General features: G+C 66.3%; 15 protein-coding genes. 9 read left to right on the top strand and 6 right to left on the bottom strand.

Translation table 11 applies throughout. The features are described 5' to 3' along the window. Position 1: 1 nt before the first annotated feature. The 3 genes from ACW9UR_RS02650 to ACW9UR_RS02640 form a co-directional block, all read right to left on the bottom strand. Positions 2-874 carry an SPOR domain-containing protein gene (locus ACW9UR_RS02650; protein WP_458915356.1) on the bottom strand — a complete coding sequence of 291 codons (873 nt, stop codon included), beginning with the start codon at positions 872-874 and terminating at the stop codon, positions 2-4. 68 nt (positions 875-942) lie between these two features. Continuing rightward, a complete protein-coding gene (gene argS, locus ACW9UR_RS02645) occupies positions 943-2,685 on the bottom strand; it encodes an arginine--tRNA ligase (protein WP_458915355.1) in 1,743 nt (580 codons plus the stop codon). Between the two features lie 78 nt (positions 2,686-2,763). Further along, entirely contained in the window at positions 2,764-3,897 is a 1,134-nt protein-coding gene (locus ACW9UR_RS02640) for a deoxyguanosinetriphosphate triphosphohydrolase (protein WP_458915354.1), read from the bottom strand. A 91-nt stretch (positions 3,898-3,988) separates the two neighbouring features. On the opposite strand from ACW9UR_RS02640, the gene erpA reads away from it, so the two are divergent. Then, entirely contained in the window at positions 3,989-4,324 is a 336-nt protein-coding gene (gene erpA / locus ACW9UR_RS02635; protein ID WP_458915353.1) for an iron-sulfur cluster insertion protein ErpA, read from the top strand. Between the two features lie 83 nt (positions 4,325-4,407). Here the strand turns inward: erpA and ACW9UR_RS02630 are convergent, their stop codons facing one another. Then, on the bottom strand, positions 4,408-5,286 hold the full coding sequence (locus ACW9UR_RS02630) for a hypothetical protein (protein WP_458915352.1): 879 nt from the start codon (positions 5,284-5,286) through the stop codon (positions 4,408-4,410). A gap of 68 nt (positions 5,287-5,354) precedes the next feature. Between ACW9UR_RS02630 and xth the strand changes: the two genes are divergently transcribed. Then, entirely contained in the window at positions 5,355-6,134 is a 780-nt protein-coding gene (xth, locus tag ACW9UR_RS02625; RefSeq protein WP_458915351.1) for an exodeoxyribonuclease III, read from the top strand. Between the two features lie 4 nt (positions 6,135-6,138). On the opposite strand, the gene ACW9UR_RS02620 is transcribed toward xth, so the two are convergent. Then, positions 6,139-7,290, bottom strand: a complete 1,152-nt coding sequence (locus ACW9UR_RS02620) for an FAD-dependent monooxygenase (protein ID WP_458915350.1) — start codon at positions 7,288-7,290, stop codon at positions 6,139-6,141. Between the two features lie 124 nt (positions 7,291-7,414). Continuing rightward, entirely contained in the window at positions 7,415-7,837 is a 423-nt protein-coding gene (gene dksA / locus ACW9UR_RS02615) for an RNA polymerase-binding protein DksA (RefSeq protein ID WP_458915349.1), read from the bottom strand. A 194-nt stretch (positions 7,838-8,031) separates the two neighbouring features. Between dksA and ACW9UR_RS02610 the strand changes: the two genes are divergently transcribed. The 7 genes from ACW9UR_RS02610 (at position 8,032) to ACW9UR_RS02580 (ending at position 13,190) form a co-directional block, all read left to right on the top strand. After that, a complete protein-coding gene (locus ACW9UR_RS02610) occupies positions 8,032-8,871 on the top strand; it encodes an AAA family ATPase (protein ID WP_458915348.1) in 840 nt (279 codons plus the stop codon). Positions 8,872-8,979: 108 nt separating this feature from the next. Then, complete coding sequence (locus tag ACW9UR_RS02605) at positions 8,980-9,426, top strand: GNAT family N-acetyltransferase (protein WP_458915347.1); 447 nt, start codon at positions 8,980-8,982, stop codon at positions 9,424-9,426. After that, positions 9,423-10,799 (top strand): DUF2927 domain-containing protein, encoded by a 1,377-nt coding sequence (locus ACW9UR_RS02600; RefSeq protein ID WP_458915346.1) that lies wholly within the window; start codon positions 9,423-9,425, stop codon positions 10,797-10,799. The genes ACW9UR_RS02605 and ACW9UR_RS02600 overlap by 4 nt, the downstream gene beginning before the upstream one ends. Before the next feature lie 39 nt (positions 10,800-10,838). Then, the gene (locus ACW9UR_RS02595) at positions 10,839-11,003 is read left to right on the top strand and encodes a hypothetical protein (RefSeq protein WP_458915345.1); all 165 of its coding nucleotides are present in this window, start codon (positions 10,839-10,841) and stop codon (positions 11,001-11,003) included. Between the two features lie 63 nt (positions 11,004-11,066). Next, entirely contained in the window at positions 11,067-12,251 is a 1,185-nt protein-coding gene (locus ACW9UR_RS02590; RefSeq protein ID WP_458915344.1) for a vWA domain-containing protein, read from the top strand. A gap of 1 nt (position 12,252) precedes the next feature. After that, positions 12,253-12,603, top strand: coding sequence for a hypothetical protein (locus ACW9UR_RS02585; RefSeq protein ID WP_458915343.1), 351 nt, complete (start codon positions 12,253-12,255; stop codon positions 12,601-12,603). Next, a complete protein-coding gene (locus tag ACW9UR_RS02580) occupies positions 12,600-13,190 on the top strand; it encodes a DedA family protein (protein WP_458915342.1) in 591 nt (196 codons plus the stop codon). The genes ACW9UR_RS02585 and ACW9UR_RS02580 overlap by 4 nt, the downstream gene beginning before the upstream one ends. The last annotated feature ends 20 nt before the right edge of the window (positions 13,191-13,210 follow it).

Raw genomic sequence — 13,210 nt, 5'->3', positions numbered from 1 at the left:
GTCAGCGCACCGTCACGGGAATGCAGTCCACGTTCCGAGCCACCAACGCCTCGCAAAGCGCACGCTGCGATGTCGCGCTGTCGAACCCGACGGCTCGCAGGCGGTAGTACACCCGCCCGTTGTTCTCCGAGCGCTGCACATAATGGTTCTTCGAGCCCAGAAGATCGGAATGCGCGCCCAGCAGGCGCGCCCAATGCGCCTCAGCGACCTCGGTCGTATCGAACGCGCCCAACTGGACCAGGCGGGTTCCCGCAGCCAACTCGTCCGGATCGACAGCGGTCGCCGACAGCGCGGCGCCCAGGCTTTCCTGCGGCGGCTGGGTGATCCGCCCACCGGCGGCCTCGATTCCAAGCGTCTCGGGACGCACGCGCGGCCGAGGCTGATCGCCGGAGAGGTCGCTCTCGCCCAGAACATCCTCCTGCCCCGGTGCAGGCTCGCTGTTCTCTGCGGTGATCAGCGACAGGATGGTCTCGGCCAGCGGGTCGGCGTCATCCTCTTCGGCGGCGACCTGTTCGGGCTCGTCCGTGACCGGGTCGTCGGCGCTGTCCAGCACCATCGCCTCGGGTGCCAGGCTCGCTCCGCCGGGGCGCTGCGCCTCGCTCCCAGCAAGGATCTCGTTCACCTCGAGGCCTTGGTGCGCGATCTCATCGCCGCCCGGATCCTCGGGCAGGACCCGCGCCGGGATCTCCATTGCCTGAATGACCGGTATGTCCTGCGCATCGCGCACACCAAGCCGGTAGGCCCAGAGCACCATCAGCCCCAGAACCATTAGCGACAGCAGCGCGCCGCCCCATTTGACATAGAGGAAGAGGGCCTTTTTCAGTCCCTTCGGCGCACCTTCCTCGGCGTATTCATCGTAATAAGCGTCCTGCATACTGCTCGCCTCTGCCTTGCCCCACTTTATATGGTGGCAGCGCTATGCCCAACACCTAAATGTACATTTTACATGTCTTCGACAGGTGTCACCCCAAGGATACCGAGTCCGGCAGCAATAACAACAGATGTTGTCCGGATAAGCGCCAGACGCGCCTTGGTCGCCTCGGGGGCATCCGGGCGCACGAATCGCATCTCGGCATCGAGTTTCCCCTGATGCTGCAGCGAATGATACGCGCTTGCGAGGTCGTACAGGTAGAACGCGATTCGGTGCGGCTCATGGGCCAGCGCCGCGCTGTCGACCTGCCGCGGCCATTCGCCCAGCTTCTTCAGCAGCGCCAGTTCCTCGGGCCGGGTCAGTTCCTTGATCGGTGCGTCGGCCAGCGCCGCGTCGTCGGTCGCGAAGCCTTCGGCCTCAGCCCGGCGCAGCGCAGAGTGCACGCGGGCATGGGCGTACTGCACGTAGAAGACAGGGTTGTCCTTCGACTGCTCCAGCGCCTTGTCGAAGTCGAAATCCAGCGGCGCGTCGTTCTTGCGGGTCAGCATGACGAAACGGGTCACGTCCGGGCCCACCTGATCGATCACGTCGCGCAGGGTCACGAAGGTGCCCGCGCGCTTGGACATCTTGAACTCTTCGCCGCCTTTCATCAGTCGCACCAGCTGCGTCAGCTTGACGTCCAGCGGAACCCGTCCGCCCGACAGCGCCGAGACCGCCGCCTTCATCCGCTTGACGTACCCACCGTGGTCGGCGCCGAACACGTCGATCAACTGGTCGAAGCCACGCTCGACCTTGTCGAAGTGATAGGCGATATCCGGTGCGAAATAGGTCCAGCTGCCGTCCGACTTCTTGATCGGCCGGTCGGTGTCGTCGCCATGCTCGGTCGAGCGGAACAATGTCTGCTGGCGCGGCTCCCAATCTTCGGGCAGCTTGCCTTTCGGCGGCTCCAGCACGCCCTCGTAGATCAGGCCCTTGTTCTCGAGCGCGGCAATAGCCGCCTCGATCCGGCCGGTGCCGTAAAGCGACTTCTCGCTGAAGAACACGTCCATCCTGACGCCCAGCGCCGCGAGATCCTCGCGAATCAGGTCCATCATCGCCTCGGTGGCGAACTCGCGAATCTCGGCCAGCCAGACATCCTCGCCCTTGTCGAGATAGGCATCGCCGACCTTGGCTTTCAGCGCCTCGCCAACCGGGATCAGGTAGTCGCCCGGATAAGTCCCGTCGAGAAACTCGACCTCCTGCCCGTGCGCCTCAAGATAGCGCAGGTAGACCGACCGCGCGAGCGTGTCGACCTGCGCGCCGCCGTCGTTGATGTAGTACTCCCGGGTCACGTCATAGCCCGCGAAATCCAGCAGACCCGCCAGCGCATCGCCGAATACCGCGCCGCGCGTATGTCCGACGTGAAGCGGGCCCGTCGGGTTGGCCGAGACATACTCGACGTTCATTTTCACGCCCGCACCGATCTGCGAGCGGCCGAAATCCGTGCCCGCCTTGATCGCCGCCGGAACGACCGCCTGCCAGAGCGCCGGCTCCAGCCGCAGGTTCAGAAAGCCCGGCCCAGCGACGGTCGCCTCGGCGATGCGCGGATCTTCGGCCAGCACGGCGGCCAGCGCATCGGCAATATCGCGCGGCTTCATCTTCGCGGGCTTGGCCAGCACCATCGCCGCATTGGTCGCCATGTCGCCATGCGCCGCGTCACGGGGCGGCTCGACGGCCACGTTGCGCAGGTCCAGCCCCTCGGGCAGTCGGCCCTCGGCGGTCAGCGCGTTGAGGGCGGCGATAACGGCGGTATGGATCTCGGCGAAGAGGTTCATGTCAGGATTCCGGTCAATGCTGCGCTGCGCGACCTAGCACAGCCGCGCGGGCGCTGCCACAGGCAACAGGTAAAGGTGTCAGCCGCAGATACGGCGGTGTTCGGTATAGGCGAAACGGTCGGTCATCCCGGCGATATAATCGCTGACCGCGCGCGCCAGCCGGGTCTCGTCCCCGGCCATCGCGTCGGCCTTCCACGCATCGGGAAGATCGGAAGGCGTGGCCATGTAGGCCTCGAAAAGGTCGCGCACCACCCTGGCCGAGGTCACACGCATCTCCTTCACCCGCGGGTGGCGGTACATGTTGGTGAACAGAAATTTCCGGATCAGCTGCAGATCCTGCCACAAAGCGTCCGAGAAGCGCACGACAGGATGCCCCAACTCGCGCACCGCCTGCGCGCTTGCGGGTGCGGCGGCATCGAGGCGACGGCGGCTCTCGGCGATCACGTCCTCGACCATCACGCCGAAGACCCGGCGCAGCGCCTCGTGCCGGCGCCGCGTATCGTCGAGACCGGGATAGATGCGATCCACCTCGGCAAAGCACGGCCCGACGATGGGCAGCGCGCAGATGTCCTCGACCGAGAACAGCCTGGCACGCAGCCCGTCCATCAGGTCGTGATTGTTGTACGCGACATCATCGGCCACCGCCGCCACCTGCGCCTCGGCACTGGCGTGCGTGGCCAGCTCCAGATCGTGCCGCGCGTCGTATTCGGCCAGGGCATAAGGCAGGTCTCCGGTCACCGGCCCATTGTGCTTGGCGATGCCCTCAAGCGTCTCCCACGTCAGGTTCAGCCCGTCGAAAGCGGCATAGTGCGTCTCCAGCCGGGTCACGATCTTGACCGCCTGGGCGTTGTGATCGAACCCGCCCCAGGGGGCCATCATCTCGGCCAACGCGTCCTCGCCGGTGTGGCCGAAAGGCGGATGACCCAAGTCGTGGGCCAACGCAACTGCTTCGGTCAGTTCATCATTCAGGCCCAGCGCCTTCGAGATCGTCCGCGCCACCTGCGCCACCTCGATCGAGTGTGTCAGCCGCGTACGGTAGTAGTCCCCCTCGTGCTCGACGAAGACCTGCGTCTTGTGCTTCAGGCGGCGAAACGCCGAGGCGTGAATGATCCGGTCGCGGTCGCGCTGAAACTCGGACCGGTGCGCCGAGACCGGCTCGGCAAACAGTCTGCCACGGCTATCGGCAGGATCGCTGGCGAAGGGCGCTGACATGGGGGCTTTCTCCGATCACTGGTCGGACTTGTTGATACGGGCGGAGCCACTTACATTCGGGGTGCTACCCCATGAAGAGGCGATGTAAAAGATGCAGCTCGACCTGCCTCCGAAAGTGACCGACCGGGCCTTTGCCCGCCTGCACGAGATCAACGCCGGCGCGGACGCCGCGCAATGCCTGCGCGTCGCGGTCGAAGGCGGCGGCTGCTCGGGCTTCCAGTACGACATCAGCCTGGCTCCGGCACCCGAGGACGACGATCTGGTGCTGGAAAAGGACGGGGCCCGCGTGCTGGTCGACCCGGTCTCCCTGCCCTTCCTCACGAACGCCGAGATCGACTTCACCGAGGAACTGATCGGCGCGCGTTTCGTGATCAACAACCCAAACGCCACCTCAAGCTGCGGCTGCGGCACCAGCTTCTCGATGTGATCCCGGGGCGCTGACGCCCTTCCACGTTCTTCAAATATCCCCGCCGGAGGCCCCCGCCTGCCGCAGGCGCACCCTCCGGCGCGTCAGACGGACGGCCGGTGCGCCGGCTGACGCAGGCTTCCCATCTCCTCGGCCATTGCTCTCCGAACCGGCTCGGCAAGCCTGTCGGGAAAATCCCCCGGTTCCAGCCAGGCATAGCCCAGCGCCTCGACCAGGCCCCGGTCCAGCCGCGCATTGATCCGCGCCACGGCTCCCGAGGTCAGCCAGTCCCGCCAAAGCTCGGCAGCGTAGTAGGCTTGCAACGCCACCAGCCCCGCCTCGCCCGGCTTGGTGTTCCGCTCCCGCGCCTCCATCTCCCCCTCGGGCAATCCCAGTGCCACGGCACACGCCCGCGCAACACCCTCCGGATCAGCCACGAAGGCCTCGAACCTTGCGAGCGTGCAGCGCAGCCCCTCGGCCTCGGCCTTCTGGGGCAGGTCCAGCGCCGCCGCCGCCTTCGCCGACCACAGATCCATCGGCGAGGCGACCACCGCCGCCAGCCCCTCGCGCTGCTCGGTCATCCAGGGGCGCGCGATGAAACCTTCAAGCGTCTCGGCGTTTGGCCCCTTGATGTGGTATGGGCGCCGCGCGAGCCCGATCAGCCAGGAATAGGGATTGCGGAGCATCACCACGACACCGGCCCGCGCTGCGATCATCGCCGGGGTCAGTCGCGGCACCGCGTGCTTCCAAGGATCCGCCGCCGCCTTGCGGGCTGCAGCCTCGTCGCGCAGCGCATGCAGATAGAGCTTCCTCCACGCCCCCCGCATCTGCGTCTCGATGGCCGCTTCCAGATCCCCATCGCCCGGCACCTCGACCGCGCCGGAAATCCGATGCGTAACCCCCGGCAACTGCCGCAGCATCAGGCCCAGCGCCCGCGTGCCGGTGTTCCGCTCGCCGAAGATCTTGACCACATGTGCGCTCATCGCCCGCAGCCTGCCCCCCGGGCGATTAAGATTGCGTTAACCTGAATCGCGCTGCTACTTGAGCGACCATGAAGATCGCCTCGTTCAACATCAACGGCGTCAAGGCCCGCCTGCACGCCCTCACCGCCTGGCTTGAAGAGGCTAGGCCCGACGTCGTCGTCCTGCAGGAAATCAAGTCCCAGGACGAGACCTTCCCGCGCGAGGCAATCGAGGAACTCGGCTACAACGTCGAGACCCACGGCCAGAAAAGTTTCAACGGCGTCGCGATCCTGTCGCGCCTGCCGCTCGAGGACATACGCCGCGGCCTTCCGGGAGATGACGAGGACGAGCAGGCGCGCTGGATCGAGGCTCTGGTGCTGGCGGACCGCCCGGTGCGGGTCTGCGGTCTCTACCTGCCCAACGGCAACCCGACGCCGGGGCCGAAGTACGACTACAAGCTTGCCTGGATGAAGCGCCTGCAGGCCCGCGCCGAGGACCTGCTCGCCGCCGAGGAACCGGCGCTGATGGCGGGCGATTACAACGTGATCCCGCAAGCCGAAGACGCCGCGAACCCGCAGGCCTGGGCCGAGGACGCGCTGTTCCTGCCCGAAACCCGCGCCGCGTTCCGACGGATCTTGAACCTCGGCTTTACCGACGCGCTGCGCGCGACGACCCGACAGGATGGCGTCTACACGTTCTGGGACTACCAGGCCGGCGCCTGGCGGCGGAACGACGGCATCCGGATCGACCATGTCCTGCTGACCCCGCAGGCCGCCGACCGGCTAGTTGCGTGCCAGATCGACAAGGACATCCGGGGCCGCGAGAAGCCCTCGGACCATGTCCCGATCTGGGTCGAGCTCGAGGACTGAGGCCTCAGCCTCGCCCACCGGTTACGTCGTGGCCATAAAGCCAGTCGAACCGCCCCAGCAACCCGCCGGGCGCCAGCGCACCGACCGCCGCCATGCCGGCCCGCAGTCCCATCCGCACGGGGCCCGGCGACATGTGGTAGATCCGTGCATTGCGCCAAGCCACCTTCTGGACCCGCGTGGCGCGCGCCTTCCGCAACCGTTCATAGGCTGCCAGCGCAGACGACACGCCGCGATGGCTCATGAGGCTCTCGGCCAGGACCCAGGCGTCCTCCAATGCCATGGTCGCGCCCTGCGCCATGAACGGCAACATCGGATGACAGGCATCGCCCAGCAACGCGACATTGCCCTTGTGCCAGCGTGGCAGTTCGCCATGCGCAAACAGGCCCCAGCGATGCGCCTGCTCGATCCGGCCCAGCAGATTTGACACCTGTGGACACCAACCGGCGAACCCGGCGCGCATGGTCTCGGCGTCGGCGGGCTCGTCCCAGCCTTCCGCCGTCCACTCGTTCCGCTCCTCGACAGCGACGATGTTCCACAGCCGCCCGTCCCGTAGCGGATAGACCACCACATGCCGCCCCGGCCCCATGAACAGCTGCGTCCGCGCCGGGTCCAGCCCCTCGGCCGCCGAGCCGTGTGGCACCAGCGCCCGCCACGCCACCTGACCGGTAAATTCGGGCTCCGCGCCCGGCACGATCGCCTCCCGGAACGCCGAGCGCACGCCATCGGCGGCGATCACCACATCTGCGTCGGGCGGTGCCTCGGGTGATATCAGGGCGTCGAACTGCACCTCGATACCGGCGTCCGACACCGCATCGGCCAGGATATCCAACAGGTCTGCCCGGTGAAATTGCAGGTATGGCGCTCCGTAGCGCTCTTCGCAGGCGCTCATGTCGACCGAGGCCACCAGCCGCCCGCTCTCCCCATCGCGCATCTCGACCGCGACCGGCCGCGCAGCATGCGCCTTCAGAACCGCGTGCAGCCCGAGCGCATGCAGCACATGCACCCCGTTCGGGCCGATCTGCAATCCCGCGCCGACCTCGTGAAACGCCGGAGCCCGCTCGTAGACGGCCACCTCCACGCCGCGCCGCGCCAGCGCCAAAGCTGCCGCCAGTCCGCCGATCCCGCCTCCGACGACTGCCGCGCGCGCTGTGCTCATGCCTCCGGGCCCCGCATCTTCTTCATCCCTGAAATACTCCCGCCGGAGGCATCCGGCGTCAACGACCGCGGTGCCGCATGAAAAAGGGGCCCGAAGGCCCCCTCAAGTCCGGTGGTTTCCGGGATCAATCGTCCCGGTGAACCTTTTCGCGCCGCTCATGCCGTTCCTGCGCCTCGAGGCTCAGTGTGGCAATCGGACGCGCCATCAGTCGCTTCAGCGAGATAGGCTCGCCGGTCTCTTCGCAGTAGCCGTAGCTGCCCTCGTCGAGCCGGCGCAGCGCCGAGTCGATCTTCGAGACCACCTTGCGCTGACGGTCACGGGTACGCAGTTCGAGTGCCCGGTCTGTCTCTTCGCTGGCGCGGTCGGCGACGTCGGGGATGTTGCGGGTGCCTTCCTGCATGTCCTCGATCGTCCCCTTGCTTTCAGCGAGGATGGATTCCTTCCATTTCGTCAGTTCCTTGCGAAACCACGCCACCTGGCGCTCGTTCATGAACGGCTCGTCCTCCGAGGGAATGTAATCGGAGTCGAAATTGGTTTCCGCTTTCATATGGTGCGCTACCCTGGTTCTGCGTGCTTGCACGGGCCGGGGGGGTTCGGCGCCGTTTCGCACCGCTGCTCTCTGATATGCGGGTCCTCTACTAGGATTCCCGGGGCTTGTCACCTATTACCTGCGTGATGGCATCGGTTTACGCCCCGGACGTGACCTGCCGCGCAGCGATATGAAAACGCAGGAAATTGCATATGAATTTTCAATCGTCGGCAGACTACATCGCGACGCAAGACCTGGCGGTTGCGGTCGATGCCGCCGTCGCGCTGGAACGCCCGCTTCTGGTCAAGGGCGAGCCCGGAACCGGCAAGACCGAACTGGCCCGCCAGGTCGCGGCGCAGCTGGGCGCGCCACTGCTGGAGTGGGCGATCAAGTCCACCACCAAGGCCCAGCAGGGCCTTTACGAATACGATGCTGTCAGCCGCCTGCGAGACAGCCAACTGGGCGATCCGCGGGTCAGCGACGTGGCGAACTACATTCGCCGCGGCAAGCTCTGGCAGGCATTCGAGGCCGAGGACCGCGTCGTCCTTCTGATCGACGAGATCGACAAGGCCGACATCGAGTTCCCCAATGACCTGCTGCAGGAACTCGACCGGATGGAGTTCCACGTCTACGAAACTGGCGAGACGATCCGCGCAAAACGCCGCCCCGTCGTCATCATCACCTCGAACAACGAGAAAGAACTGCCCGACGCGTTCCTGCGCCGCTGTTTCTTCCACTACATCCGTTTCCCGGATGCCGAGACGCTGCGCGCCATCGTCGAGGCGCATTATCCGGGCATCAAGCAGACCCTGCTGACCGCCGCCCTGGAACAGTTCTTCGAGATCCGTGAGACGCCGGGACTGAAGAAGAAGCCCTCCACCTCCGAGATGCTCGACTGGCTGCGCCTGCTTGTGGCGGAAGATCTCGACCCTGCCGATCTGCGCCAGGATCCGAGGCAGGCCCTGCCCCGCCTGCACGGCGCGCTATTGAAGAACGAGCAGGACGTGGCGCTCTTCGAACGGCTCGCCTTCATGGCACGACGCGAGCGCTGATCCGACACAGCCGCGTCAGGGTTTGGGGTTGCGTTCCGCTCGCGGCTGCGAACAGATGGTCACAGGCGGACCTCACGTCAGGTTGGCCGGTCCACAGGCAAGGGCACGATGATCCGGATACGGCCGATTTCGCAGCAAGACGAGACGCACTGGCGCCGCCTGTGGCGCGACTACCTCGCCTTCTACAAATCCGAACTACCCGACGCAGTCTATCGCAGCAGCTTCCACCGGCTGACCGATCCGCAGATCCTCGACTACCACGGCATGATCGCCGAAAACGACACCGGACCTGTCGGCCTCGTGCACTATATCTTCCACCGGCATGGCTGGAAGATCGAGGACGTCGTGTACCTTCAGGATCTCTACGTCGCCCCCGAGGCGCGGGGAACCGGCGCCGGACGCGCGCTGATCGAAGCGGTCTACAAGGCCGCCGACGCGGCCGGTTGCCCGTCGGTCTACTGGCTGACGCAGGACGGAAACACCACCGCACGCCAGCTCTACGACCGGATCGCGGACAAGACGGACTTTATCAAGTATCAGCGGAGACTGTCGTGAGCGCTCGATTTGCCAGCCTCTGCCTGCTCGCCCTCACGCTCGCCGGTTGCGACACCGGGACCAGTTCATCACTGCCGCCGACGCGCGCCATCGACACCGGGGTCGAGGTCAGCAACGTCGCCTTCCCGCGCGAGACCCTGCCGCGCGGCGTGCCCCGCGACAACCGCCAGCTGTCGCAGGACTTCATCGACCTGACGTTTGCGCTGGAACGCGGCGAGAATCTGAACGGCCTTTTGCGCCACGAAGGCCCGATCCGAGTCTATGTTCGCTCGCCGCAGCTTCTGCCCTATCAGCGAGATATCGAGAATCTGCTGAACCGCTTCCGAGTCGAGGCACGGCTCGACATCCGCAGCACGCGGAACCCGGCAGAAGCGCAGATCCACATCGACGGCGTGACGCTCGAGGAATTGCAAAAGGTCGACAGCGGCGCCGCCTGTTTCATCGTCCCGGGAGAGACCTCATGGGACGAGTTCCGCAGGCGCGGCAACCGCGATCGGCTGCGCTGGTCGCAGCAACGCACGCTGGGACTGACGGCGATCTTCATTCCCACGGACAGCTTCCCGCAAGACATCCGCGACTGCCTGCACGAGGAATTGGCGCAAGCCCTAGGCCCGGCGAACGACCTCTACCGACTGCCGGACAGTGTCTTCAACGACGACAACTTCCACTCGATCGTTACATCGTTCGACATGCTGATGCTTCGGGCGCTCTACTCACCCGAGCTGCAATCGGGCATGCCGCGGAGCGTGGTGGCCGGTCGGATCGGGCCGATCCTGTCCGAAATCAATCCCGGCGGCGAAGGCCGCGGGGCGATCCCGCGGGCCCCGGCCTCGGCCGCCTATAAGCAATATATAGAGCAGGCGCTCACCCGCCGCACCTCGGAAAGCCGCCGGATCGAGGCGGCGAACAACGCGGTCGCCGTGGCGCAGCGGATGCAGCCGGTCGATCACAGGCTGGGAGTCGCTCTGATCACCCGCGGCCGGCTGATACGTGACCGCGACCGGGCACGCGCGGCGGCGGATTTCCGGGCTGCCTACGACCTGTTCTACAACCAGCTTGGCCCGAACGACATCCGCACCGCGCAGGCGGCGCTGCATGTATCGCTGACGGCGCTCGACCAGCGCGATTTCGACTCCGCGCAGCGTCTAGCCGATCAGGCGATCCCGGCCGCCCGCGCGGGGCAGAACGCGGTGCTGCTGTCGAGCCTCCTCGCCATCAAGGCCGCCGCGCTAACCGCCCGCGGCGATCGAACCGGTGCCCGGCAGGCACAGCTCGATCACCTGCGCTGGGCGCGCTATGCCTATGGGGACGGCAACGGCAACCGTGCCCGCGAACAGGCGCGGCTCGAAGCGATCCTGCCAGCGACCAACTGACCGCTTGCGCGGGCGCGACGCCCGGACTAGGGAACGCGGATGATCACGCTTCTCGCCATCGTCGCCGGGTTCTCCTTCGGCTGGTATCGCGCAGGCCGCCGCGGCGGTAACCGTCTGGATAAGCTGCAATACGGCGCCGGGCATGCCATCGCCTTCGGCCTGCTGACCTTCGCGATCCTGGTCTTCGCGGCCCGCCTGGTCTGACAGCTTGCCATTGACGGCCAGCCCGTCACACTGGCAGCACACGGAACCAGAGGCCTGCAAGCAGTGTACGTCGGCTTTTTCGAACAGCTCCGCCAGCACGGCGTCCCGGTCTCGCTCCGCGAATACCTGAGCTTTCTGCGCGCACTTAACGCAGGCCTCGCCACATTCGACGCCGAGGCGTTCTATTTCCTCGCCCGTACCGCGATGGTGAAGGACGAGCGCCACCTCGACCGATTCGACCAGGCCTTCGGCAAGGTCTTCGGCGGGCTGGAATCGCTGACGCCCGAACAGGTCATGGCCGCCGTCGACATCCCCGAGGAATGGCTCCGCAAACTTGCCGAGAAGCATCTGACGCCCGAAGAACGCGCCAAGGTCGAGGCCGCCGGCGGCTTCGAGGAACTGATGCGCAAGTTGATGGAGCGGCTGGCCGAGCAGAAGGGCCGGCACCAGGGCGGCAACAAGTGGATCGGCACCGCCGGGACCTCTCCCTTCGGCGCCTATGGCTACAACCCCGAGGGCGTCCGGATCGGCCAGGACGAAAGCCGACACCAGCGCGCGGTGAAAGTCTGGGACAAACGCGAGTTCCGAAATCTCGACGACCAGGTCGAACTGGGTACGCGAAACATCAAGGTCGCCCTGCGCCGATTGCGCCATTGGGTCCGCGACGGCGCCGCCGAGGAATTGGATCTGCCCGGCACGATCCGCGCCACCGCCGAACACGGCTGGCTGGACGTGCAGACCCGCCCCGAGCGGCGCAACGCAGTCAAGCTGCTGCTGTTTCTCGACATCGGCGGCTCAATGGACCCGCACGTTCGTGTGGTCGCGGAGCTGTTCTCCGCCGCCCGCGCCGAGTTCCGCCACCTGGAGTATTACTACTTCCACAACTGCATCTACGAGGGCCTTTGGCGCGATAACGGCCGCCGATGGGAGGCCCAGACGCCGACCGCGGAAGTGCTGCGGACCTATGGCGGCGACTACAAGGCGATCTTCGTCGGGGACGCCGCGATGAGCCCCTACGAAATCCTCTACCCTGGCGGGGCGAACGAGCACTACAACGCCGAAACCGGGGAAGTCTGGCTGCACCGCCTGCGCCAGCAATGGCCGCAGAACGTCTGGATCAACCCGCTGCCCCAGGCCCACTGGCGCTATACCCAGTCGGTCGGACTGATCTCGGAAATCTTCGAGGGCCGCATGGTGCCGATGACACTCGACGGGATCGCACAGGCCGCTCGACTGCTGGGGCGATAGCTTGACCCGCCTCGCGCATGCCTGGAAGCACCACCGCCTTCTGCTGACCGGCTTCGTTCTCGCTGTCGCGATCGCACTGGCGATGCTGGTCAAGCTGTTGTTCGCCTGGGTCTACTGGTCCGCCAACCACCAGCAGGCCGTAGCCGGGTGGATGACCCCGGGCTATGTGGCGCATTCGTGGAAGCTCGACCGCGACGCGTTCTTCGACCGCCTTTCCGGGCCGCTGGAGCTGACCCGCGGGCAGCGGGAGACCATTTCCGAGATCGCGAAGCGCAAGGCAATGACCGAGGCCGAGGTCATCGCCCTGATCGAGGCCGCCGTCGCTGACCTGGACCGGGATCCCGCGCAGTGAGTGACCAGATCCTCGGCCTCGTCGCCACGCTGGGGCCATGGTTTCTGTGCCTGATTACAGGCTTCGCCTGCCTCGGGGTGCCACTCCCGGCCAGCCTGTCGATGGTAATGGCAGGCACCTTCGTCGCCAGCGGTGACATGACCGCCCTGTCGGTCCTCGGGGCCGCGCTCGCGGGGGCGGTCCTCGGTGATAACGCCGGCTATCTTGTCGGGCGTCTGGCCCGCACGCGGCTGATCCGCTTTCTTGACGCTCGCCCCGGGCGCGCTGCGGCGCACGCCCGGGCGCAGAACCTGCTGCACCGATGGGGCGGCATGGCCGTCTTTTTCAGCCGCTGGCTGCTGTCGCCGCTATGCCCGGTGGTCAACCTCGTCGCAGGGGCGGGCATCATGCCCTGGTTCCGCTTCGCGCGGGCCGAGATCGCCGGCGAGGCGATCTGGGTCGGCCTCTACACCGGCCTTGGCTACCTCTTCGCTGGGCAAATCGCGGCGGCATTGACCCTGCTGGGCGACGCGCTTTGGTTCCTGGTCGCGGTCGCAGTCGCTGTGGGACTGGGCCTCCGCCTCCGCAAGGTTCTGAAACCAGAGTGAAAACGTGGCCGGCGCTTGCC

This window comes from Halovulum sp. GXIMD14794, assembly GCF_054457455.1.
Note: the sequence above shows the minus strand (reverse complement) of the source record. Positions and strands in the feature narration are given on the sequence as shown.

Coding starts and splice junctions, on each gene's coding strand:
- erpA (WP_458915353.1), top strand. CDS start 3,989: ATGCAGCTCGACCTGCCTCCGAAAGTGACCGACCGGGCCTTTGCCCGC.
- argS (WP_458915355.1), bottom strand. CDS start 2,685: ATGAACCTCTTCGCCGAGATCCATACCGCCGTTATCGCCGCCCTCAAC.
- ACW9UR_RS02605 (WP_458915347.1), top strand. CDS start 8,980: ATGATCCGGATACGGCCGATTTCGCAGCAAGACGAGACGCACTGGCGC.
- ACW9UR_RS02610 (WP_458915348.1), top strand. CDS start 8,032: ATGAATTTTCAATCGTCGGCAGACTACATCGCGACGCAAGACCTGGCG.
- ACW9UR_RS02640 (WP_458915354.1), bottom strand. CDS start 3,897: ATGTCAGCGCCCTTCGCCAGCGATCCTGCCGATAGCCGTGGCAGACTG.
- dksA (WP_458915349.1), bottom strand. CDS start 7,837: ATGAAAGCGGAAACCAATTTCGACTCCGATTACATTCCCTCGGAGGAC.
- xth (WP_458915351.1), top strand. CDS start 5,355: ATGAAGATCGCCTCGTTCAACATCAACGGCGTCAAGGCCCGCCTGCAC.
- ACW9UR_RS02650 (WP_458915356.1), bottom strand. CDS start 874: ATGCAGGACGCTTATTACGATGAATACGCCGAGGAAGGTGCGCCGAAG.
- ACW9UR_RS02595 (WP_458915345.1), top strand. CDS start 10,839: ATGATCACGCTTCTCGCCATCGTCGCCGGGTTCTCCTTCGGCTGGTAT.
- ACW9UR_RS02620 (WP_458915350.1), bottom strand. CDS start 7,290: ATGAGCACAGCGCGCGCGGCAGTCGTCGGAGGCGGGATCGGCGGACTG.
- ACW9UR_RS02630 (WP_458915352.1), bottom strand. CDS start 5,286: ATGAGCGCACATGTGGTCAAGATCTTCGGCGAGCGGAACACCGGCACG.